At 59.6% G+C, this 23739-nt stretch carries 20 protein-coding genes; 13 read left to right on the top strand and 7 right to left on the bottom strand.

What is annotated here, in order from left to right; all coding sequences use genetic code 11:
- The first annotated feature begins 51 nt into the window (after positions 1–51).
- Together ACQUTG_RS02180 and ACQUTG_RS02185 are read left to right on the top strand one after the other, a co-directional pair.
- Positions 52–723 carry an amino acid ABC transporter permease gene (locus tag ACQUTG_RS02180; RefSeq protein WP_343811631.1) on the top strand — a complete coding sequence of 224 codons (672 nt, stop codon included), beginning with the start codon at positions 52–54 and terminating at the stop codon, positions 721–723.
- Between the two features lie 13 nt (positions 724–736).
- Entirely contained in the window at positions 737–1483 is a 747-nt protein-coding gene (locus ACQUTG_RS02185) for an amino acid ABC transporter ATP-binding protein (RefSeq protein WP_113863216.1), read from the top strand.
- A 52-nt stretch (positions 1484–1535) separates the two neighbouring features.
- Here ACQUTG_RS02185 and ACQUTG_RS02190 read toward each other — a convergent pair whose 3' ends face one another.
- The gene (locus ACQUTG_RS02190; RefSeq protein WP_428917837.1) at positions 1536–2024 is read right to left on the bottom strand and encodes a DUF2505 domain-containing protein; all 489 of its coding nucleotides are present in this window, start codon (positions 2022–2024) and stop codon (positions 1536–1538) included.
- A gap of 170 nt (positions 2025–2194) precedes the next feature.
- Between ACQUTG_RS02190 and ACQUTG_RS02195 the strand changes: the two genes are divergently transcribed.
- The 3 genes from ACQUTG_RS02195 (at position 2195) to ACQUTG_RS02205 (ending at position 5791) form a co-directional block, all read left to right on the top strand.
- Positions 2195–3544 carry an adenosylmethionine--8-amino-7-oxononanoate transaminase gene (locus ACQUTG_RS02195; protein WP_428917838.1) on the top strand — a complete coding sequence of 450 codons (1350 nt, stop codon included), beginning with the start codon at positions 2195–2197 and terminating at the stop codon, positions 3542–3544.
- A 5-nt stretch (positions 3545–3549) separates the two neighbouring features.
- Positions 3550–4284 (top strand): 16S rRNA (uracil(1498)-N(3))-methyltransferase, encoded by a 735-nt coding sequence (locus ACQUTG_RS02200; protein ID WP_428917839.1) that lies wholly within the window; start codon positions 3550–3552, stop codon positions 4282–4284.
- Between the two features lie 274 nt (positions 4285–4558).
- Entirely contained in the window at positions 4559–5791 is a 1233-nt protein-coding gene (locus ACQUTG_RS02205; protein ID WP_428917840.1) for a DUF445 domain-containing protein, read from the top strand.
- Between the two features lie 34 nt (positions 5792–5825).
- Here the strand turns inward: ACQUTG_RS02205 and ACQUTG_RS02210 are convergent, their stop codons facing one another.
- Positions 5826–7133: a YihY/virulence factor BrkB family protein gene (locus ACQUTG_RS02210; RefSeq protein ID WP_428917841.1), complete on the bottom strand. Its 1308-nt coding sequence runs from the start codon at positions 7131–7133 to the stop codon at positions 5826–5828.
- A gap of 198 nt (positions 7134–7331) precedes the next feature.
- Here ACQUTG_RS02210 and ACQUTG_RS02215 point away from each other — a divergent pair, with 198 nt between their 5' ends.
- A complete protein-coding gene (locus ACQUTG_RS02215) occupies positions 7332–8585 on the top strand; it encodes an OmpP1/FadL family transporter (protein ID WP_428917842.1) in 1254 nt (417 codons plus the stop codon).
- 33 nt (positions 8586–8618) lie between these two features.
- On the opposite strand, the gene ACQUTG_RS02220 is transcribed toward ACQUTG_RS02215, so the two are convergent.
- Positions 8619–9554: a D-2-hydroxyacid dehydrogenase gene (locus ACQUTG_RS02220; protein ID WP_428917843.1), complete on the bottom strand. Its 936-nt coding sequence runs from the start codon at positions 9552–9554 to the stop codon at positions 8619–8621.
- A gap of 78 nt (positions 9555–9632) precedes the next feature.
- Here ACQUTG_RS02220 and tmpT point away from each other — a divergent pair, with 78 nt between their 5' ends.
- From tmpT to ACQUTG_RS02245, 5 genes are all read left to right on the top strand, one after another.
- Positions 9633–10286, top strand: a complete 654-nt coding sequence (gene tmpT, locus ACQUTG_RS02225; protein WP_428917844.1) for a thiopurine S-methyltransferase — start codon at positions 9633–9635, stop codon at positions 10284–10286.
- Between the two features lie 557 nt (positions 10287–10843).
- On the top strand, positions 10844–12766 hold the full coding sequence (locus ACQUTG_RS02230; RefSeq protein WP_428917845.1) for a PrkA family serine protein kinase: 1923 nt from the start codon (positions 10844–10846) through the stop codon (positions 12764–12766).
- Between the two features lie 39 nt (positions 12767–12805).
- Positions 12806–14095 carry a YeaH/YhbH family protein gene (locus tag ACQUTG_RS02235; protein WP_428918444.1) on the top strand — a complete coding sequence of 430 codons (1290 nt, stop codon included), beginning with the start codon at positions 12806–12808 and terminating at the stop codon, positions 14093–14095.
- Entirely contained in the window at positions 14092–15651 is a 1560-nt protein-coding gene (locus ACQUTG_RS02240) for a SpoVR family protein (protein WP_428917846.1), read from the top strand. Before ACQUTG_RS02235 ends, ACQUTG_RS02240 begins: the two co-directional genes overlap by 4 nt.
- Before the next feature lie 2 nt (positions 15652–15653).
- On the top strand, positions 15654–17624 hold the full coding sequence (locus tag ACQUTG_RS02245) for an alkaline phosphatase D family protein (RefSeq protein ID WP_428917847.1): 1971 nt from the start codon (positions 15654–15656) through the stop codon (positions 17622–17624).
- Here the strand turns inward: ACQUTG_RS02245 and ACQUTG_RS02250 are convergent, their stop codons facing one another.
- From ACQUTG_RS02250 to ACQUTG_RS02260, 3 genes are all read right to left on the bottom strand, one after another.
- Positions 17625–18983 (bottom strand): TrpB-like pyridoxal phosphate-dependent enzyme, encoded by a 1359-nt coding sequence (locus ACQUTG_RS02250; RefSeq protein ID WP_428917848.1) that lies wholly within the window; start codon positions 18981–18983, stop codon positions 17625–17627.
- A gap of 77 nt (positions 18984–19060) precedes the next feature.
- Positions 19061–19792 carry an LrgB family protein gene (locus ACQUTG_RS02255; protein WP_372987188.1) on the bottom strand — a complete coding sequence of 244 codons (732 nt, stop codon included), beginning with the start codon at positions 19790–19792 and terminating at the stop codon, positions 19061–19063.
- The gene (locus ACQUTG_RS02260; protein WP_428917849.1) at positions 19785–20165 is read right to left on the bottom strand and encodes a CidA/LrgA family protein; all 381 of its coding nucleotides are present in this window, start codon (positions 20163–20165) and stop codon (positions 19785–19787) included. The genes ACQUTG_RS02255 and ACQUTG_RS02260 overlap by 8 nt, the downstream gene beginning before the upstream one ends.
- A gap of 142 nt (positions 20166–20307) precedes the next feature.
- Between ACQUTG_RS02260 and ACQUTG_RS02265 the strand changes: the two genes are divergently transcribed.
- Entirely contained in the window at positions 20308–21753 is a 1446-nt protein-coding gene (locus tag ACQUTG_RS02265) for a WS/DGAT/MGAT family O-acyltransferase (protein ID WP_428917850.1), read from the top strand.
- 12 nt (positions 21754–21765) lie between these two features.
- Here the strand turns inward: ACQUTG_RS02265 and ACQUTG_RS02270 are convergent, their stop codons facing one another.
- Complete coding sequence (locus ACQUTG_RS02270; protein ID WP_428917851.1) at positions 21766–22395, bottom strand: TetR family transcriptional regulator; 630 nt, start codon at positions 22393–22395, stop codon at positions 21766–21768.
- A 198-nt stretch (positions 22396–22593) separates the two neighbouring features.
- On the opposite strand from ACQUTG_RS02270, the gene ACQUTG_RS02275 reads away from it, so the two are divergent.
- Positions 22594–23700, top strand: coding sequence for a ferredoxin reductase (locus tag ACQUTG_RS02275; RefSeq protein ID WP_428917852.1), 1107 nt, complete (start codon positions 22594–22596; stop codon positions 23698–23700).
- Positions 23701–23739: the final 39 nt, after the last annotated feature.

The raw sequence follows: 23739 nt of genomic DNA on the forward strand, positions 1-23739 counted from the left end.
CCCCTGTGCCCCGGCTGTTCCTGACTCCAACTTCCTGCGGAGACACTAACCGTGGAATTCCAGTTTCAGTTCGATTGGCAAGCAGCCATCGACTCTATTCCCTTTCTGCTCAAAGGGATCCCCTACACCCTGTTGATCTCGTTTGGCGGCCTGCTTATCGGTTTCGTGCTGGGTATCATTTTCGGCCTGCTGAGCATCAACAAGAAGTGGTTCCTGCGCTGGCCGGCGACCGCTTATATCGAGATTTTCCGCGGCACCCCCATCCTGGTGCAGGTGCTGTTCATCTTCTACGGCCTGCCCGACCTGATTGGCGGACCGATTGATCCGCTGACTGCCGGTATCGCGGCCATCGCCCTGAACTCCGGCGCCTACATCTCGGAAGTGGTTCGTGGCGGCGTACAGTCCATCGCCAAGGGCCAGACCGAAGCCGGCCTTTCCCTGGGTCTGTCCCGTACCCAGACCTTCTGGTCCATCATCTGGCCCCAGGCCTTCCGTCGCATGATTCCACCCCTGGGCAATCAGGCAATCGTCAGTATCAAGGACACCTCCCTGTTCTCCGTTATCGGTGTCGGTGAGCTGGTCCGTCAGGGTCAGATCTACATCGCCAACACCTTTACCGCGTTCGAGGTTTATTTCGTGGTGGCCATCCTTTACCTGGCGATCACTCTGTCCCTGTCATTGATCCTCCGCCTGGTAGAGCGGCGCGGACTGGCATCTGTCTGAAGGAAAGGTACCCATGACTCATATTGTTGAAATGAAGGGCATGAACAAGTACTTCGGCAAGCTTCATGTCCTCAAGAATATCGACCTGACGGTCGAGCAGGGTGAAGTGGTGGTGATCATCGGCGCCAGTGGCTCCGGTAAATCCACCCTGATCCGCTGCGTGAACGGCCTGGAAGAATTCGAATCCGGCAAGCTGGTGGTGGACGGCCAGGCCCTCGCCCCCAAAGGCGGCAACCAGAAAGCCCTGGCCGAGATCCGCAAGGAAGTGGGCATGGTGTTCCAGCAGTTCAACCTGTTCCCACACCTGACGGTGAAGAAGAACGTCATGCTGGCGCCCATGAAGGTGAAGAACGCCTCACAGGTGGTGGCCAACGGCACCGCCGAGCGGCTGCTGAACCGTGTCGGTATCGGCGACCAGGCCGACAAGTACCCGAGCCACCTCTCCGGTGGTCAGCAGCAGCGGGTGGCCATCGCCCGCGCCCTGGCCATGGAACCGCGCCTGATGCTGTTCGATGAGCCAACCTCGGCACTGGACCCGGAGATGATCGGCGAAGTGCTGGACGTCATGCGCGAACTGGCCAAGGAAGGGATGACCATGATGGTCGTGACCCACGAAATGGGCTTCGCCCGTGAAGTGGCCGACCGGGTTATCTACATCCATGAAGGCCAGATCGTGGAACAGGGCAAGCCGGACGATGTGTTCGACAACCCGCAGAATGAACGTACCCAGGCGTTCCTTTCACGGGTTCTCGCCCACTAACCGGCCCCTCCAAAAGCCCCCGCTCCGGGGGCTTTTCCGTTTCAGAGGCCCACTACAACAACTGGCGGGTCGCCTGATACTCACTCTCGATTTTGGCGTGGCAATCGTCCGCCAGGAATTTCGCCACCTTCTTCCCCAGAAGTGGCACATCGCAACGAACAGTCAACAGTACGTGGTTGGTGCATTGTTCATCGGAGCCCTGCAGACGCATCATGCCCTTGATTTTCGCCGGCACATTCTCGATGTGGACCCGGAACTCGCAATGCCATTCCTGATCACTCTTGCGAAACCAATGCTCTTCCTGGCGAACGCGATTCCATTCCCGATGGAAGCTGGCCAGAATTCCGGGCACCTCAAGTGAGGTTGTCACTTCCCGCTCAATGACCAGTTTGGCCGATACATCATCCTTGACCAACTCGGGCACACATACGTTGCGGGAACCGAGCCGGGCATTTTTCTCCAGGATATGGTCCTTGTGGAAGAAGGTGCCCAGCACCTGCTCCAGACTTGCTTCGTAGGGGTGTTCCAGTTCAATTTGCATGGGTGGTCTCCGTATCGTGTCCAGCAAATTCTGCGGACAAAGACCACCACCGGCATTGGCCGGTTGGTCAGCCAATCGGGGCGCGCTAGCCAGACTCCGCTGTTAACTGTAATATCCGCACAGGTTAACAGCGCCTATTCAAAACCAGACAACGTGACCGGAGACTCACCATGCGCAACGCCGATCTCGTCGCCCGCGATCTCAAATCCGTGTGGCACCCCTGCACACAAATGAAAGATCACGAATCCCTGCCCCTGATACCCGTAAAACGGGGTGAAGGTGTCTGGCTGGAAGACTTCGAGGGCAACCGCTATATCGATGCGGTCAGCTCCTGGTGGGTCAACCTGTTCGGTCACGCCAACCCCCGCATCAACGCCGCCATCCAGGAACAGATTGGCAAGCTCGAGCACGTTATCCTGGCCGGCTTCAGCCACGAACCGGTGGTCAACCTCTCGGAGCGCCTGATCGAGGTCACCCCCGAAGGCCTGAACAAGTGCTTCTATGCAGACAACGGCTCATCGGCCATCGAGGCGGCCCTGAAGATGAGCTACCACTACTGGAAAAACCACGGAAAGCCGGGCAAGAAGAACTTCGTCAACCTCAGCAACAGCTACCACGGGGAAACCCTCGGCGCCCTGGCCCTCGGCGACGTCGCCCTCTACAAGGACACCTACCAGCCGCTGCTGATGGAAGTGCTCACAGCCCCCTCCCCGGATGCCTTCAACAAAGAGGCCGGCGAGACCGACGAGGAATACGCCCTGCGCCAGTTCGAAGCCATGGAAAAACTCCTAGCAGAGAAACACGAGGAAATCTGCGCGGTGGTGGTGGAACCCCTGATCCAGTGTGCCGGCGGCATGCGCATGCACCACCCGGTTTACCACACCAAACTGCGTGAGGCCTGTGACCGATACAATGTGCACCTGATTGCCGACGAAATTGCCGTTGGCTTCGGCCGCACAGGCACCCTGTTTGCCTGCGAACAATCCGGCATCACCCCGGATTTCATGTGCCTCTCCAAAGGCCTGACCGCCGGCTACCTGCCCCTGTCCGTGGTACTGACCACCGATGACGTCTACAACGCCTTCTACGACGACTACGAAACGCTTCGGGCGTTCCTCCACAGCCACAGCTACACCGGCAACCCCATTGGCTGCGCGGTGGCCCTGGCCACCCTCGACATTTTCCGGGACGACAATGTCATCGAAAACAACCGCCACCTGTCCCGCTGCATGGGCGAAGCCGTTGCCCACCTGGCAGACCATCCAAACGTTGGCGACATCCGCCAGCACGGCATGACCCTGGCTGTGGAAATGGTGAAAGACAAGGCCAGCAAGACCCCGTTCCCCTGGCAGGAACGCCGGGGCATCCGCGTCTACCAACACGCCCTGACCCGGCAGTCACTGCTACGCCCCCTGGGTAACGTGGTATATTTCATGCCGCCTTACGTGATCACCGAGGAGCAGATCCGCCACCTCGCCCAGGTCGCGACCGAAGGCATCGAAATCGCCGTAAAGGACTGACCCGAATGCGCGTCCCCAGAATCTACACAGACTCGGAACTGACCGTTGGCAGCACCTGCGAACTGGACGACAACGCCGCCCAGCACGTAGGCCGGGTTCTGAGGATGCAGCCCGGACAGCAACTGACCCTGTTCAACGGCGATGGCCAGGACTACGACGCCACGATCCTGGATGCGAGCAAGAAGCACGTGCACGTGGAGATCTTCGGAGCGACAGCCACCACCACCGAGTCTCCACTGGAAATCGTGCTTGGCCAGACCCTGTCCAAGGGCGATCGTATGGACTACGCCGTCCAGAAAGCCGTGGAAATGGGCGTCAGCCAGATCGTGCCGTTGACCACCGAACGCTGCGACGTCAAACTCAAAGGCGACCGGGAAGACAAACGCCTGCGCCACTGGCAACAGGTCGCCATCAGCGCCGCCGAACAATGTGGCCGCGCCCGCGTCCCGGAAATCCTTCCGGTTATGGACCTGAACCAGTGGTTCGAACACAGCCAGACCTGCGACCTGCGCCTGGCTCTGCACCACCGCACTGAACAAAGCCTGAAATCCCTGGCCACACCCGGCTCGGTCGCCCTCATGATCGGCCCGGAAGGTGGCCTGAGCCCCGAAGAAATCGCAGCGGCCGAACAATCCGGATTCCTCCCCGTAGCACTCGGCCCCCGCGTCCTCCGCACCGAAACCGCACCGGTGGCGGCGATGGCCCTGTGCCAATGGCTCTGGGGCGACATCGGCACATAATCCCTACGACCGTGCCGCCGTCCCGTTTCGGCTTTGTAGTCATTGACAGCAACCGGACCGGCCAACATTATCGCTGTCTGACAATTTGGCCCAAGCGAGCACCACCATATGTTCGGGTGGTTGGTCGGGCAGGGGGCTCTGAAACTGTGCGGAGCCATGGATGGCGGAGCCCAAGCGTCACAGGGACGTGCCGCAAGGAGCGTGTTTCAGAGCCCCCTGCCCGACCGACCACATGCTCCCAAGCCGCAAAACAAATAAAGAGTGCGAGTACCGGATGACAAGCCTGCTGACGACCCAAGAATTCTGGCAATACCTGAGCATCCCAGTGATCGCAGCCCTGATCGGCTGGACCACCAACTGGCTTGCCATCAAGATGACCTTCTACCCCCTGGAATTTATCGGCAAACCACCCCTGCTCGGCTGGCAGGGCATTATCCCCTCCAAGGCCCGAAAAATGGCCGCCATCAGCGTCGACGCCACAATCTCCAAAATTGGCACCGTCCAGGAAATCTTCCACCAGATCGACCCCAAGGTACTCGCCGCGCACATTGTCCATTCCGTCGACCCCAGAATCGAAGAATACGTCGACGAAATGATGCTCCGGGAATATCCCACCTTCTGGGAAAACCTGCCCACCTCGGCCCGCAAGATGGTCTACGACCGGGTCCGGAAATCCACCCCGCAACTGGTGGACAACCTGGTCGAGGACATCTCCGACAACATCGAAGACCTGCTGGACATCAAAGGCATGGTTATCGAGCGGCTGGCCAAAGACAAACAACTGCTGAACCGCATCTTCCTCGAGTGCGGCGAAGTGGAATTCCGCTTCATCATCAACTCGGGCCTGTACTTCGGCTTCCTGTTCGGTTTGATCCAGATGGCCGTCTGGTATGTTTACCCTGCCTGGTGGGTACTGCCCTTCTTCGGCCTCCTGGTCGGCTGGGCCACCAACTGGATCGCCCTGAATGTCATCTTCCGGCCGTTGCGTGAGAAAAAGGTGGGACCGCTCCGGATCCAGGGCCTGTTTCTCAAACGCCAGCCTGAAGTGGCGGAATCCTTCTGCCACATTGTCACCCACGAAATTCTCACCGTAGGCAACATCATCGGCGCGATCCTGGAAGGCCCGAAGGGAGACCGCGCCCGCAATATGGTTAAAAAGCATATCAAGCCGCTGGTGGACGAAACCGCAGGCATGGGCAAAGCGCTCACCCAGATGGCTTTCGGCCCCACCGGCTTTGCCACTCTTAAGACGCAAGTGGGCGAAAAAGCCATAGAGATCTCCCAGACCTCCTTCAATAATCCGGTGTTCGAGAAGGACCGGGCCCAGGCCGTGGAATCCATCATGGTGGAGCGGATGATTGCCCTGTCATCGGAAGAGTTCCAGGACCTGCTGCGGCCCTGTTTCCAGGAGGACGAGATCAAATTGATCCTGGTGGGCGCCTTCCTGGGTTTTGCCGCCGGTGTCTGCCAGCTGGTCTTCGTGTTCGGGGAAACCCTGCTTGTTTAAAAGGATCCACCGATGGTCAGGCCTGAGCGATTTCTCAGGCCTTCGATTGCCGTAGCAGCGAAGCCAGGGTTTCAGACTCCTGATCCCTCGCGCCATCCATGAGGGCCGGCGGCAGAACCGACGGCATCCGGTCCACAACCCGGTCCTCATCCTTGCGAACGACATCCAGAATATGACGGACAGTGATCAGGTCGAGTGCCCGCCCGGGCACCAGCTGATCACCCTGCCGGCCTGCCAGGGACAGCAATCCCGCGCGGATCAGTTTGTCACTGATTGTGCGCGTCACCTCCCCCGGCACCCGGAGCCTTTGCTCCAACGCCTCCTGCTGGGGTGCAGTTTCGCCTTCACTGAACGGCCTGGCTACCATCCACATGACCGCCAGCCCCACCCTTTCCTGGAGTTCCGGCGCGAGCTGGACCTGCCTGCGCTTGGCCACGGACCCCGGATACTGCAGATAGAACGCCAGGCTCGCGCCGAGCAACAGGATCATCCAGTTCAGATAGATCCAGATCAGCAGGATGATGCCGATTGCGAAACTGGAATAGATGGCCGCGTACTTGGCTGAGCCGGCCACAAAAGAGGCAAACAGCATACCGGCAGCCTGCCAGGAAACCCCCGCAACCAAACCTGCAGTAAAGGCATAACGAAGCTTGACCCGGGTGTTGGGGATGAAGATGTAGACAAAGGTAAACGCTGCAACCACGAGGAAAAACGGGGTAAACCGGCTAATGGCCAGAATCAGGGACCCAAAAGGCTCGATCTCCACCAGGGTCTGGACGATATCCGACGAGAAGATGGTGGCGGTCACCCCGATTGCGGATACCATCAGCAACGGTCCCACCATGATCACACTCAGGTAATTGCTGAATCGCTGGGCCAGGGAACGCATATCCGGGACCCGCCAGATCATGTTGAAGGAGCGCTCGATCTTCTGGATCAGTGAAATCACCGTGTAGACGAGCAGGGCGAGACCGACCGACCCGAGCACCCCCACTTTCATGTTGTCCACAAACCCGAGGATCCTGTTCGCCACTTCGATACCCTGAGGCCCCATCGGCTCGAAGAACTGGAACAGGAAAGGCTCCATCCGCTCGTGCACGCCCATGGCCTTGAGCACGGAGAAGCTGAGGGCAAGCAACGGCACAATACTGAGCAGCGTGGTATAAACCAGGCTCATGGCGTGCAGGGTGAGTTGCCCGCTGAGTACGTCCCGCACCAGGGCATAGACGGAACGCCCGACCTTATAGAGCCAGGTCCACGGCCACTTCTGGGGCGGATCGGGGTTCGCAAGAATCCAGTCTTCTGCTGCCTGCAGCCGTTCTTTGAGTTGAAATGAAGCCACGTGACGTCCTGTTACACGAAATTTTAGCCAGTTTATCAGGGATATAAGCCAACGCCCCAAAGTATGGCCGATAACCGGCGGTTTGCGAGGCCTAACCGGACAATATAACCATATTAGCTTTTAATTCTTCATCTTATAACCAATTTTCTGTATAAACGGGCGCCATAATCGATATTTGTCAATGAACGGGTTTTCATTATGCGCCTCAAGACTGCTCTGGGCATTGCAGCCGCCTCCGCATTCCTGCCGTCGGTTGCATCTGCCACCAATGGTTACTTCAGCCACGGTTATGGCACCATCAGTTCCGGCATGGCCGGCGCCGGTGCGGCACTGGCGCAGGACAGCATCGCTGCTGCCACCAACCCGGCCGGCCTGGCTTTTGTCGGTGATCGCGTGGATGGTGGGCTGGAGCTGTTCTCGCCCCGGCGCAAGTACGAAGTTGAAGGTCCGATGGCCCCGCCACCTGCGTTTTCGCTGCAGCCGGGCAGCTACCAGAGCAGCCGGGATGCGTTCCTGATCCCCCACTTCGGTGTCAATCACCGCCTCAATGACCGTCACGCCCTGGGTGTGTCAGTGTTTGCCAACGGCGGAATGAACACCAGCTATCCCGGCGATAACGGAGGCCCCTTCTATGGTGGCCGGACCGGCGTCAATCTGGAGCAGCTGTACATCGCACCTACCTGGTCCTGGAAATTCGCCGACAACCAGGCCATCGGTATTTCTCCGATGATTGCCTACCAGCGTTTCGAAGCGAAAGGTCTGGGCGCTTTTGCCGGCTATTCCTCCGATCCTTCGGCTCTAACCAACAACGGCACCGATGATGCCTGGGGCTATGGTATCCAGATTGGCTGGCAGGGTGAGATCACCGACACCCTGCGCGGCGGCCTGAACTTCCGCACCATTCTGGAAATGGAAGAATTCGACGAGTACCAGGGCCTGTTCGCCGAACAGGGTGACTTCGATATTCCCCAGATGTTCAATGCCGGTATCGCCTGGTCCGGCATCGACCGGCACTGGATCCTGCTCGACGTTCAGCACATCCGCTACAGCGACATCAACAGCGTGGGAAACCCCATGCTGCCAAACCTGATGACCGCCCAACTCGGTGATGACGATGGTGCCGGCTTTGGCTGGGACGACATGACCATCGTCAAGCTGGGCTGGCAATGGCAGCAGACCGATCGGCAAACCTGGCGTGCCGGCATCAGCTACGGCGAGCAGCCGGTGCAGGAAGAGGAAGTGCTGTTCAACATTCTGGCTCCCGGCGTCCAGGAATGGCACTTCACTGGCGGCTTTACCCGACAGTTCGGTGATTCCCTGGAATTCTCGGGGTCGGTATTCTACTCACCGCGTAACAGCGTCAAGGGCGACAACCCGCTCAACCCGCAGCAGACCATTGAGCTGAGCATGTACCAGGTGGGCGTATCCGCCAGCATCGGCTGGCGGTACTGAAACCAGACCGGGCGCCTGACCCGGTCATCAGCCTCATTCAACGGAGGCGAGGTTATTCGCGGTAATATTCACAATCCGCTGCCTCGCTTCCCGGCTGGCCCAGGCCGAGTGCGGAGTGACAATCAGATTGGGAATGTCATCCGCCAGTAACGGGTTGCCATTGCGCGGCGGCTCTTCGGTCAGCACATCAAAGCCTGCGCCACCGATCACTCCGGCTCTCAGGGCGTCCGCCAGCGCCTGCTCGTCCACCAGGCCACCACGGCTGGTGTTGATCAGCAGCGCGTCGTTTTTCATCATTTCCAGCTCACGCTTGCCGATCAGGTTACGGGTATCGTCCGTCAATAAGCAGTGCAGTGACAGGACATCCACCTGCGGCAGCAGCTCATCGAGCGGAACCCGCGGGAAGCCATCCACCTCGCCCGGTTCCTGGCCCGGGCGTGCGCCCAGCAGGATTTTCATCCCGAAGGCTTTGGCGCGTTCGACTACACCCTGGCCGAGGTCACCGTATCCGACCACCCCGAGAGTTCGGCCTTCCAGCTCCAGGATGGGGTAGTCCATCAAGCAGAACATATCACTCTGCCCCCAACGCCCGGCGCGTACATCCCGGTCATAGTCCAGCAGCCGGGTGGCCAGAGCCAGCATCAGGGCCAGTGTGTGCTGGGCGACGGTGGAGCGACCGTAGTTGGTCACATTCCTCACCTTGATGCCATGCTCCCGCGCGGCCTCCTGATCAATGTTGTTCAGGCCGGTGGCGACCACCGCAATCGTCTTCAGCTCCGGGCAGGCCTCGAAATGTTCCCGCCCGAGTACCACCTTGTTCACCAGCACGGTATCAAAGCCCCGAATCCGCTCCAGAACCTGCTCCGGCGTGGTACGGTCGTGCTTTGTCAAACCGCCGGTGACGTTCTCGATCGGTGACAGGTCGACATCATTTCCAAGGGTATTGGCATCCAGGAATACGGCTTTCATGCTTTTCTCCCATCTCAAGATCGCCACAGATTAAGGTAGACTGAGGGAAACGTCCAAATACAGGGGAAGGGAGAGACCATGGAACACGAATTCTGGCACGAGCGCTGGGCAAAAAAGGAAATCGGCTTCCACGAGGGCACCGTTAACCAATACCTGCACGATCACTGGCCCGAACTGGCCGGAGAGAATACCGATGCGGTCTTCGTCCCCCTGTGCGGCAAGGCCCACGACATGTGGTGGCTGCATGACCGCGGCCACCCTGTCATCGGCGTGGAACTGAGCGAGATCGCCTGCAAGGATTTCTTCGAGGAAGCCGGCGAGAAAGCCAAGGTGCACCCCGGAGAACCCTTCACCACCTTCAAGCACGATGACCTGGAACTCTGGTGCGGCGACTTCTACCAACTGGTCCCGGACGATCTCAAGCACATCCGCCTGGTCTACGACCGCGCCGCCCTGATCGCCCTGCCCTCCTCCATGCGCCGCCAATACGTCGAACACCTGACCGCCATCATCCCCGACGGTGCACGAATCCTGCTGATCACCCTGGACTACGACACCGAGATCAAGGGCCCTCCGTTCAACGTCTCCAACGACGAAGTCCGGGAACTGTACGGCCAGGACTACGAGATCGAGCACGTGCTGACCAATACCCTGGCCAAGGACCATCCGTTTGCCAAGCGGCGCGGGCTTGAGGGGGCTTCGGAGAGTGTGTTTCGGTTGACCAAGCTTTGAGTTCTTTGTCTCCCAGCCTGCTGGGTTGGGAGTCTTGGCGGGTGACGAGTGGGGGTGTCTATCTGAAAACGCTCGAAGAACTCGCTTCGCTCAGACAATCGATCATTTTCAGATAGACACCCCCACCCGTTCCCGCCTCGGCAGGCCTTTCGGCTGCCATCCTCGTGGGCTATTTTGAAGATATTCCTGCTGATTTTGATCGGAGTGTATCGGGGGTCTTTTTTCTGGCGAATTTGATGTCTGAGCGAAGCGAGTTGCCAATTCGCCAGAAAAAAGACCCCCGGTGCACTCCAGCCCCCCAACCCCGGCAGGCTACAAAAACGCCACACCCCTCTAACACAATTTAATGAACCTTAACCACTCGCCCACTGTCCAACCTCGCGAACCTGAACTAAGCTCAGATTAAGCAAGCCGCGAAGAGAAGTTGCAGCGCGGCTTGTAAGTATCCATCCCTTTTACCCATAACCAGATAAACACCGCCGGGACAGGCGGAGCCAACAGCAACGGGGAAATTGCGTGAACTGAAAAGCTGAATAACAGCGAGCGAGGGGCCATCTATGAGCATACTGCAGCATTTCAAAGACCGGTATGAAGCTACCCAAGAGGAAGAATACACTCTTGAGGAATACCTGGAGATCTGCAAAAAGGACCCAACGGCCTACGCCACGGCCGCTGAGAGAATGTTAATTGCGATCGGCGAGCCGGAGTTGGTAGATACCTCTCGCGACCCAAGACTGTCGCGCATCTTTTCCAACAAGGTGATCAAGCGTTACCCGGAATTTTCCGAGTTCTACGGCATGGAAGACGCCGTGGAGAACATCGTTTCTTTCTTCCGTCACGCTGCCCAGGGCCTGGAAGAGAAGAAACAGATCCTGTACCTGCTGGGCCCGGTGGGCGGCGGCAAGTCCTCACTGGCCGAGAAACTAAAGGCCCTGATGCAGAAGGTGCCTTTCTACGCCATCAAGGGCTCTCCGATGAACGAATCCCCCCTGGGTTTGTTCGATCCCGCCGAGGACGCCGAAATCCTCGAAGAGGAGTACGGCATTCCGCGCCGTTACCTCAACTCCATCATGTCACCCTGGGCTGTGAAGCGCCTGCACGAGTTTGGCGGGGATGTCAGCCAGTTCCGGGTGGTGAAGAAATATCCGTCGATACTCGACCAGGTGGGGGTCGCCAAGACCGAGCCGGGCGACGACAACAACCAGGATATTTCCGCCCTGGTGGGCAAGGTCAATATCCGGATGCTGGAGGACTACTCCCAGGATGACCCGGATGCCTACAGCTTCAGCGGCGGCCTGTGCAAGGCCAACCAGGGCCTGCTGGAGTTCGTGGAGATGTTCAAGGCGCCGATCAAGGTGCTGCATCCGTTGCTGACTGCCACCCAGGAAGGCAATTACAACACCACGGAAGGTATGGGGTCGGTGCCGTTTGACGGCGTGATCCTGGCCCACTCCAACGAGTCCGAATGGCAGACCTTCCGGAACAACAAGCACAATGAGGCGTTCCTGGACCGGGTCTACATCGTCAAGGTGCCCTACTGCCTGCGGGTGACCGAGGAAATCGAGATCTACAAGAAGCTGCTGACCAACAGCTCTCTGTTTGGCGCGCCCTGTGCGCCGGATACCCTGGACATGCTGGCACAGTTCTCGGTGCTGTCCCGGATCAAGGAGCCGGAAAACTCCAGCATCTTCTCGAAGATGAAGGTGTACGACGGCCAGAACATCAAGGACACCGATCCGAAGGCCAAGTCCATCCAGGAGTACCGGGATGCAGCCGGGGTCATGGAAGGCATGGATGGCCTGTCCACCCGTTTCGCCTTCAAGATCCTGTCCAAGGTGTTCAACTTCGACACCACCGAGGTGGCAGCCAACCCGGTGCACCTGCTCTATGTGCTCGAGAAGCAGATCGAGCAGGAGCAGTTCCAGTCGGAGATCCAGGAAAAGTACCTGCGCTTCATCAAGGAATACCTGGCGCCGCACTATGTCCAGTTCATCGGCAAGGAAATCCAGACCGCTTACCTGGAAAGCTACAGCGAATACGGCCAGAACCTGTTCGACCGTTACGTGACCTATGCCGACTTCTGGATCCAGGACCAGGAATACCGGGATCCGGAGACCGGCGAGATTCTCGACCGCGGGTCCATCAACGACGAACTGGAGAAAATCGAGAAGCCGGCGGGCATCAGCAACCCGAAAGACTTCCGCAACGAGGTGGTCAACTTCGTGCTGCGGGCGAGGGCCAACAATCAGGGGCGCAATCCGTCCTGGCTCAGCTACGAGAAGCTGCGCAGCGTGATCGAGAAGAAGATGTTCTCCAACACCGAGGATCTTCTGCCGGTCATCTCCTTCAACCCGAAAGCCAGTCAGGAAGATCAGAAGAAGCACAAGCAGTTCGTCGAACGTATGGTCGAGCGAGGCTACACCGAGAAGCAGGTACGGCTGTTGGCCGAATGGTACCTGCGTGTTCGCAAGTCTCACTGAAATCAGTGACCAGTCACTGATGGGAGTAGCACTATGGGTATGACCCACATCGTCGACCGGCGGTTGAACGGTAAGAACAAGAGCGCGGTGAACCGGGAGCGGTTCCTGCGCCGTTACCGCCACCACATCAAGAAAGCGGTGGCGGATGCGGTGCACAAGCGCTCGATCACGGACGTTGAACGGGGTGAGAAAGTCAGTATCCCGACCCGGGATATTGACGAGCCTATCTTCCACCACGGCCAGGGTGGCCGGCGCGAGATGGTGCACCCCGGCAACCAGGAGTTTGTTGCCGGGGACATGATCCCCAAGCCCCAGGGCGGCGGCGGTCAGGGCGGTGGCCAGGGCCAGGCCAGTCCCGATGGCGAGGGCATGGACGAGTTCGCCTTCCAGATCACCCAGGAGGAATTCCTGGACTTCCTGTTCGATGACCTCGAATTGCCCAACCTCGCCCGCAAGAAACTGAAGGATACCGAGGCCTTCAAGTACGTTCGTGCCGGCTTCACCAATCAGGGCATTCCTGCCAAGCTGGATGTGGTGCGCTCCCTGCGGGGCGCCCACGCCCGGCGTCTTGGCCTCGGTGGCGCCCGCAAGAAGAAGATCAAGGATCTGGAGAAGCAGCTGGAAGCCCTGAAATCGGCTCCGGAGGATCTGGACCCGGCCTTCAGCCACGAGGACCAGATCAAGGTGCTGGAGGACGAGATCGCCCGCCTCAAGGCCAACGTGCGCCGGATCCCGTTCATTGATGAGATTGATCTGCGCTACCGCCAGCACGTGAAGCAACCGAAACCGGCCACCAGTGCAGTAATGTTCTGTCTGATGGACGTCTCCGGGTCCATGACCCAGATGCACAAGGACATCGCCAAACGGTTCTTTATCCTGCTGTACCTGTTCCTGAAGAAGAACTACAAGAAGATCGACGTGGTCTTCATCCGCCACCACACCAGCGCCAAGGAGGTGGATGAGGAGGAGTTCTTCTACAGCCGGGAGACCGGCGGCACCATTGTCTCCAGTGCGATCAAGCTGATGCACAAGATCATCGAGTCCCGCTATTCCCCGGCGGAGTGGAACATCTATGCCGCCCAGGCATCGGATGGCGATAACTGGAACGACGACTCCCCGGTATGCGGCAAGCTGCTGGCCGACAGCATCCTGCCGCTGGTCCAGTATTACGCCTATGTGGAGATCACGCCCCAGGATCATCAGATGCTCTGGTACGAGTACGAGAAGATCATGGAGCGGTTCCCCCAGAGCTTTGCCATGCAGCAGATTGCCGACCCGGGTGAGATCTACCCGGTGTTCCGCCAGTTGTTCGAGAGGAAAGCCGCATGAGTAGCATCGTCGACCGTCCGAACCTACCGGAAAACGAACAGCCCGGTGCCAGGAAGCCGATTTCCACCGGCTCGGAGTGGACCTTCGATCTGATCCAGGAGTACGACGACGAAATCGCCAAGTGCGCCGGGGAGTTCGGGCTGGATACCTACCCGAACCAGATCGAGGTGATCAGCGCCGAGCAGATGATGGATGCCTACAGCTCCGTGGGCATGCCAGTGGGTTACCATCACTGGTCTTTCGGCAAGCAGTTCCTCAACACGGCCAAGGGCTACCAGCGCGGGCAGATGGGGCTGGCCTACGAAATCGTGATCAACTCCAACCCGTGTATTGCCTACCTGATGGAGGAGAACACCCTGCCCATGCAGGCGCTGGTGATCGCCCACGCCTGTTATGGCCACAACTCCTTCTTCAAAGGCAACTACCTGTTCCGAACCTGGACCGACGCCAGCGCTATCATCGATTACCTGGTGTTCGCCCGCAATTACGTGGCCGAGTGCGAGGAACGTCATGGTGTCGATGCGGTCGAGGAGATTCTGGATTCCTGCCACGCCCTGATGAACTATGGCGTGGACCGTTACAAGCGTCCGCCGCCCATTTCTGCCGCCGAAGAAGCCCGCCGCCAGAAGGAACGGGAAGAGTACCAGCAGCGCCGGATCAATGACCTCTGGCGTACCATCCCGAGGCCGGAGGACGACGATGACCCGGTGAAACGCCAGCGCCGCTTCCCGGAGGAGCCCCAGGAGAACCTCCTGTACTTTATCGAGAAGAACGCCCCCCTGCTGGAGACCTGGCAACGGGAAATCATCCGGATCGTTCGCAAACTCGGGCAGTACTTCTACCCGCAGCGCCAGACCCAGGTGATGAACGAGGGCTGGGCCACCTTCTGGCACTATACCCTGCTGCATCGTATGTATGACAAGGGTCTGGTGAACGATGGTTTCATGCTCGAATTCCTCCAGAGCCACTCGGCGGTGGTGTACCAGCCGCCGTTCAACAGCCCGTGGTATTCCGGCATCAACCCGTACACCCTCGGTTTCTCCATGTTTACCGACCTCAGGCGGATCTGTGAGAACCCCACCGACGAAGACCGTGAATGGTTCCCGGACATTGCCGGATCGGACTGGCTGGAGACGCTGCACTTCGCCATGCGCAACTTCAAGGATGAGAGCTTCATCCAGCAGTTCCTGTCACCCAAAGTGATGCGCGATCTGAAGCTCTTTGCTATCGAGAATGACGATCAGGAAGACCATTACATGGTCACGGCCATTCACGATGACCCCGGGTACCGGCCATTGCGGGAGAAACTGGCCCGCCAGTACAACCTGAGTTACCGGGAACCGAATATCCAGGTCTGGAACGTGGATGTGCGGGGCGATCGTTCCCTCACGCTCCGGCATATCCCGGTCGACCGGGTGCCGTTGGGCGAGGACACCGAGGAAGTGGTGCGCCATGTCCATCGGTTGTGGGGCTTTGACGTGCACCTGGAAAGTGTGGATGAAGGCACGGTTGTGGAGGAATATCATTGTCCGCCACCCCATCTCGATGACGAGTAACCGTGCAGGCAGCTGACAAACCTACCCCGGTCCCCGACAATCAAGACAACGGCCCGACCAACCACCATTCTCCGGTGCTGGCCGGGCCCTTGTTGCGCCATGCCAGCCCGAATCAGCTGGTCCTCTGGCTGGTAGCCCGGGAGGCCCTGAACCTTTGCGTCAGACTGTCCGAACGGGACCACCCAAAGCAGCCGCTTGTTGAGAGGGACCTCGTTGACGCGGAGATTACCCGGCTCAGGATCGGCACCCACGCATGGCTGCACCTGCTGGATCTCCGGCCTGACGATCCCCTGCCCCTGGATACCCGGATGGAATACGATCTTGGCATCCAGACCACCAACGCTACAAAGTGGATCCATGACTGGGCACCGCACCTGTGCCCGGAGAACCGGGAGCGGCCCGGCTTTGTCCTGAAGTCACGCCTTGATCGCATCCTGCACGGCTCCTGCCGCCGGCCCCACCACTCCTCCGCCGATGGCCTGGTGCGGGTGGATGAGGAACTGCACAAGGCCCGCCATCTGGAGGATATCCCGGCACTGCTGCTGATGACCGGTGACCAGATCTACGCCGACGATGTCGCCGGCCCCATGCTCCATGCCATCCAGTGCGTGATTCATCAGCTCGGGCTCTACCAGGAGGTCCTGGAAGGCGCCTCCCTGAGCCACAGCCGGGAGCTGACCTCCCTGGAGAAGGCCTACTATCACCGGGACAAGCTGCTGCCAGAATCGGAATTCAACGAGGATCTGGCCGAACGTTTCTTCGGCGGCGTGCGCAAGCCGGTGTTCACCACCGCCAACGCCGGCAACCACCTGATCTCCTTCGCCGAGGTGATGGCCATGTACCTGCTGGTCTGGTCACCCGAGCCCTGGGCCATGGTGACACCTGCCGAACCCGTCCGTGACCAGGAGGAGCTGGCTCGCTATCGCCGGGAACAGGAGGCGATTGACCGGTTCCGGGCGGATCTGCCCAGGGCTGCCCGTGCCCTGGCCAATGTGCCGGTTTACATGATCTTTGATGACCACGACGTGACCGACGACTGGAACCTCTCGGCACTCTGGGAAACCACAGCCTACGAACATCCCTTCTCCCGCCGGATCATCGGTAATGCCCTGCTCGGCTATCTGTTGTGCCAGGGCTGGGGCAACCAACCCGATACCTTCAAGGACCTTTTGGAGCGGTGTCAGGAACTGTTGGCACCAAAGAAAGATCACCACGAACTGGACAAGGACATCCAGGATGAACTGATCGACCAACTGTTCCATTTCCATCAGTGGCATTACAGTCTGGCCACTAACCCCAGACTGGTGGTGCTGGACACCCGTACCCACCGCTGGCGCAGCGAAATTCGGCGCAGTCGTCCGTCCGGTCTGATGGACTGGGAATCCCTGACCGACTTCCAGCAGGAGGTAATGGATGAGGACGCGGTGGTCGTGGTCTCACCGGCCCCCATGTTTGGCGTCAAACTGATCGAGATGATCCAGAGGGTGTTCACCTGGTTCGGCAAACCACTGCTGGTGGATGCGGAGAACTGGATGGCGCACCGGGGCGCCGCGAACGTGATGCTGAATATTTTCGGCCATCCGCGAACCCCGAAGCATTTCGTGATCCTGTCCGGGGATGTGCACTATTCCTTCGCCTACGACATCCGGCTGAAACACAAACGCAATAGCCCGGAGGTCTGGCAGATCACCAGTAGCGGCATCAAGAACGAGTTTCCCCATCGGCTGCTGGAATGGCTGGACCGGCTGAACCGCTGGCTGTTCGCACCCTGGTCCCCCCTGAACTGGTTCACCAAGCGCCGGCGCATGCGGATTCGCCCGAGGCTGCCGGAAGGACGGGATGCCGGGGAGCGGCTATGGAATCATGCCGGCATCGGTGATGTCCGGCTGGATGAGGAGGGAGCACCCTCCGCCATCCGGCAACTCAATGCCGGGGGCGGAGGTACGGTGTTTCACCGTGGCCGGGAGGAATGATCAGCCCGACACGGAAGGCAGACCGGACAGGGCCATGGCCAGCTCCTGCTCGTCGTATTCGTAGTCCTCAAGCTGACCCTCGAAATAGGCGGTGTAGGCCGCCATGTCGAAGTGGCCGTGGCCGCAAAGGTTGAACAGGATGACCTCGTCCTTGCCTTCCCGCTTGCAACGCAGGGCTTCTTCAATCGCACCCTTGACCGCGTGGTTGGCCTCCGGTGCCGGCACAATACCCTCGTTGCGGGCGAACAGCACACCGGCTTCGAAGCATTCGCGCTGGGTGTAGGACACCGCATCGAACAGTCCCAGCTCTTTGGCGTGGGACACCATCGGCGCCATGCCGTGATAGCGCAGGCCGCCGGCGTGGAAACCCGGCGGCGTGAAGTCGGAACCCAGGGTGTGCATCTTGGTCAGCGGCGTCATATGGGCGGTATCGCCGTAATCGTAGGCATACTTGCCCCGGGTCAGGGTCGGACAGGCCGAAGGCTCAACGGCAACAATCCGCGACTTCTCGCCACCGCGCAGCGCGTGGCCCATGAACGGGAAGGCAATGCCGGCGAAGTTGGAACCGCCGCCGGTGCAACCCACGATCACGTCCGGCCAGCAATCGGCCATTTCCATCTGTTGCATGGCCTCCAGGCCAATCACGCTCTGGTGCAGCAGGACGTGGTTCAGCACCGAGCCCAGGGCATACTTGGTATCAGGGTCCTGGACCGCCAGCTCCACTGCCTCGGAAATGGCGATACCGAGACTACCGGTGTGGTCAGGTTTCTCGGCCAGCACCTTGCGACCGAACTCGGTGAGCTCGGAGGGTGACGGAACGCACTTCGCGCCGTAAGTTTCCATCACCGCGCGGCGGTAGGGTTTCTGGTTATAGGAAACCCGGACCTGGAATACAGTAACGTCGATATCGAACAGAGAGCCGGCGAAAGAAAGCGAGGTGCCCCATTGCCCCGCCCCGGTCTCGGTGGTCAGGGTACGAATGCCCGCCTGTTGGTTGTAGAACGCCTGCGGGATGGCGGTATTGGGCTTGTGACTGCCCGCCGGGCTGACACCTTCGTATTTGTAGAAAATCTTGGCCGGTGTTCCCAGAGCCTTCTCCAGACGATGAGCCCGGTACAATGGTGCCGGGCGCCAGAGCCGGTAGACGTCGCGAACCGGCTCGGGAATCTCGATTTCCCGCTCGGTAGACACCTCCTGCTGGATCAGCTCCATGGGGAACAGCGGTTCCAGGTCGGCCGGACCGACCGGCTGTTTGGTGGCCGGGTGCAGTACCGCGGGCAGCGGTTCCGGGAAATCCGCCTGCAGGTTGTACCAGTATTTCGGCATCTGGCTTTCGTCGAGAAGAAACTTGGTTTGCATGTGCGATAGAACCTCAGCTTGTTGTCACGTGTCTTTGAATGTCGGGCCGTTTGTTATTCTGAACTGTGGAATTTGCCTTAAAAAAGCGCTTGCATCCAGTCTACCAGCCAGGGCACCAGAACGGCGGTGGCAAATGCAGACAGCGCCATGGCCAATCCCGAGAAGGCGCCCATCTGGTTGCTGACCTGGAACGCCCGGGCAGTACCGATCCCGTGTGCTGCCACGCCCATGGCGATGCCCTTGGCGGTGTCATCCTTCACCCGGATCCATTCGAACAGCTTGGTGCCCAGCACCGCCCCCGTGATTCCGGTGATCACCACCAGTACCGCCGTCAGTGACGGCAGGCCGCCGATTTTCTCGGAGATGCCCATGGCCACCGGCGCCGTGGCCGATTTCGGTGCCAGGGACATCTGGATCTCGAACGAACCGCCAAAGATCCGCGCCAGCCAGATCGAGCTGCCAGCCGCAATCACTACACCACACAGGAGCGAGATGGTGACCGGCATCCACAGTTGGCGCAGGCGGGAGAACTGCTGGTACAGCGGTACCGCCAGCGCCACCGTGGCCGGACCAAGCAGGAAGTGCACGAACTGGCCACCCTCGAAATAGTCGTTGTAGGAGGTGCCGGTCAATAGCAGCAGGCCGATGAGCATGGCGACGGACGTTACCACCGGATTGGCCAGGGGGTTGGAATTGGTGCGCAGGTAAAGCCGGTAGGCCAGACCATAGGCCACCAGGGTAATGGTCAGCCCCAGCAGTGGCGAAGCCGAGAGGTAGACCCAGATATCCTTCAGCCCGGGATCATTCATGGTTCTGCTCCTCATTTGCGACCGAACCCACCAGCCACCGGGTAGTCAGCTGCATCACCAGAGCCGTGGCCACCATGGTGATGACTGTGCTGAGCAGCAGCGCCAGGGTAATGGGCACCCACTCATCGGCAATCCGGCTGAAGTGCGCCATCATGCCGACGCCCGCCGGCACAAACAGCAGGGACAGATGACTGAGCAGCGCAGTAGAGGCGTTTTCCACCGATTCCGGCGTACTGCCGCGCATCCACAGGGTGATAAACAGCATCACCATACCCAGCACCGGCCCGGGGATGGGCACCCCCAGTAATCGCACGGTGACCTCTCCGACCAGCTGGTACACCAGCAGCAGGGTAATGCCATTGAGAAACTGCATGAAACTCTCCCCGGACAAAGTGAAAAAACTGCTCTGAACAGGGAACTTTATAACACCCTGAATCGTGAACAGAGCCCATTATCAGTATACTTTCAGCTTACAACTAAAAATCCCTTACATTGATAGTGGAGTACGACAAGGAATGAAACGTCTGGGAACACTGGATGCCTCATGGCTGGCCGTGGAATCTGAGGACACCCCGATGCATGTGGGTACCCTGCAGATCTTCTCACTGCCGGAGGGCGCTCCCGAAACCTTCCTGCGGGATATGGTTACCCGCATGAAAGAAGCCGGCGACATCGCCTCGCCCTGGGGTTACAAGCTTGCCTGGTCCGGCTTTCTCGGCCGGCTCGTTGCCCCCTACTGGATGGAAGACAAGAAGATCGACCTGGATTACCACGTGCGGCACTCGGCGCTGCCGCGGCCCGGGGGCGAGCGGGAGCTGGGTATCCTGGTATCCCGCCTGCACTCCAACCCGCTGGATTTCTCCCGGCCGCTGTGGGAATGCCACGTGATCGAGGGCCTGGAAAACAACCGGTTTGCCCTTTATACCAAGATGCACCATTCGATGATCGACGGTATCAGCGGTGTTCGCCTGATGCAGCGGGTGCTGACCACGGACCCGGAACGCCGCGAGATGCTTCCGCCCTGGTCAGTCAAACCACAGCGACGCCGGGGCAGCAAGACTGACAAGGAAGCCACCATTCCCGCGGCCGTATCCCAGGCCATGGATGCCCTGAAACTTCAGGCCGACATGGCACCGAGACTCTGGCAGGCCGGTAACCGGCTGGTGCACTCGGTACGCCACCCCGAAGACGGCCTGACCGCGCCCTTTACCGGCCCGGTCTCGATCCTGAATCACCGCGTTACACCCCAGCGCCGTTTCGCGACACAGCATTACCAACTGGACCGGCTCAAGGCCCTGGCCCACGCATCCGGCGGTTCGCTGAACGACATCGTTCTTTACCTGTGTGGCACGGCGCTGCGACGGTTCCTGGTGGAGCAGAACAATCTGCCGGATATACCACTCACCGCGGGCATCCCGGTAAACATCCGGCCATCGGACGACGAGGGCACCGGCACCCAGATCAGCTTCATGATTGCCTCTCTGGCAACCGACGAACCCGACCCGCTGACCCGGCTGCAGAACATCAAGACTTCGACGCGGCGGGCCAAGGAGCATCTGCAAAAACTGCCCCGCAGTGCGCTGACCCAGTACACCATGATGCTGATGTCGCCGTACATCCTTCAGCTGATGTCCGGGCTTGGCGGGCGCATGCGGCCAGTGTTCAATGTGACCATCTCCAATGTGCCTGGCCCTGAGCAGACCCTCTACTATGAGGGCGCGAGGCTCGAGGCCATGTACCCGGTGTCACTGATCGCCCACGGCGGCGCGCTGAACATTACCTGCCTGAGCTATGCCGGCTCACTGAACTTCGGTTATACCGGCTGCCGGGATACCCTGCCCAGCATGCAGAAACTGGCGGTGTATACCGGTGAGGCGCTTGAGGAGATCGAGGATCTGATCCTGCCGCCGAAACCGAAAACCGCCGGCAGCCGGAGAAAATCGGCGACCGCCAGCAAGTAAGGCGAGAAAAAGTCAGGTGCCGTCGCTTTGCCAGTGGCCGGCGCCGACGAAAATCATCTGCAGGAAGCGGCTCGTCCGCTTCCGGATCTGACCGACCTGGTAGTCGTCGTCCGGAGAGACGCTAAGCAGGTCGGTCAGGCTGAAGGCAACGGTGCGCACCACCAGATCGCAGGTCAGGTCCAGATCCGTATCGCTCAGGTGGTCCATCAAGCGTAGCCGACGCAGGTCGTTGGCCAGCTCACTGGCAAAGAAGCGCATTTCACTGCGGATGCCTTCCTGCACCGCCCTGCTCTCCCCCGCAAGTCCCTGGGCCATGAACATGAAAAAGTTCCGGTTGGTCTGGGCGTGGGCCACGAAAATAGCCACCGATTCCTCGATCAGCTTGTCCGACTGGAGCACATTGGCGCGGGCCTCCCGCATCATGCGGCGCAACACCAGCCCCAGCTCATCCACCAGCTGCAGCCCCAGGTCGTCCATATTCCGGAAATGGCGGTAGAACGAGGTTGGCACCACGCCCGCCTGACGAGTCACTTCCCGGATGCCGAGACTGGCAAAGTGCCGCCCCTTCCCCACCAGGGCCAGCGCCGCGCCCATCAGTTTTTCCCGGGTTTCCCCCGGTTTTCGTCGTTGTCGTTCTGCCATGTCCTGCCGCGTCATCTGATCTTCGTGTTCACGAGTGTACACATTTGACCCGAAGAAAGTCGCTCGCACTTGTCATTCTGCGCCAACTCACCAACCCGGATTGTCTCCGCAAATATCGGTGTGTACAGTCGTACACATTAGTGAACAAGTGTACACATCCAGACAGATGAGTACCGATGATCCATGGAGAGCACCACCATGTTAGCGAGAGTGACACAGAGCAAGACCATGCATTGGCTGGGCCGACAGCTGTCGAACCAGGACAATCCCGCCTCCTGGCTGGACCCGCTAATGACCCGCATCAACCCGATGTGGGTACAAGCGTACACACCGGCACGAGTCGAGCAGGTAATCCAGGAAACAACTGACACCCGGACCTTCCTGATTCGACCGGCACGTCGCTGGACCGGCTTTCGGGCGGGACAGCATGTGAACATCTGTACCGAGATCGACGGCATTCGTCGTAACCGCACCTTCAGCCTGTCCAGCTCGCCCCTGCTCTGGGAGGCTCAGGGCCTGGTGACCCTGACCATCAAGCGCCTGCCCGGCGGACTGGTCACCAACTGGCTTCATGATCAGGTTGAGCCCGGCCAGGTCATAGGCCTGGGCGAGGCGTTTGGCGAATTCCTGATTCCCGAACCCGCTCAACCGGTGCTGTTTATTGCCGGCGGCAGCGGCATCACGCCGGTACTCAGTCAGCTGGAGACAATGACCGCACGGGATTACCCGGCGCCGGTCACGCTGCTGTACTTCGTGCGGACCCATCAGGATGTGATCGCGGGGGAGAACCTCCGGGCGCTGGCGTCCCGTTGTCCGGCACTGACGGTGCGGATCATCGCCACCAATGAAAGCGAAGAGCCACGCTTTCTCAAGGGCGAGGATCTCGATGAGATAGCCGACCTGAAGAACCGGGAGGTATACCTCTGCGGCCCCAAGGGCCTGATGGACCTGGCCAGCGACCTGTTGCATCAACGCGGGATAACGGATGACCGGATCCACAGCACCTTCTTTGCCCCGCCGGCTCCGGCGCAACAGGAAGGCAACGTTCTCGGCGGCCAGGTGACGTATGCAAAAAGTAATCTACAGGTCGGCTCCGAGGGCAATGCCAACTTGCTGGAGATTGCCGAGTCGGCCGGCCTGAACCCGCAATACGGCTGTCGCATGGGCATCTGCCACCAATGCAGTTGCCGCAAGACCAGCGGCACCGTGATCAACCGGTTGACCGGCCAGGTTTCCGGGCCCGGCGAGGAAAACGTCCAGCTTTGCATTTCCGTGCCTCAGGGGCCGGTCTCTGTCGACGTTTAATCCCTGTTATCCGAATCAACGCAGCCTTTACCTTCACTG

Origin of the sequence: Marinobacter sp. DUT-1, from assembly GCF_050379415.1 — a bacterium.
Classification (GTDB): domain Bacteria; phylum Pseudomonadota; class Gammaproteobacteria; order Pseudomonadales; family Oleiphilaceae; genus Marinobacter.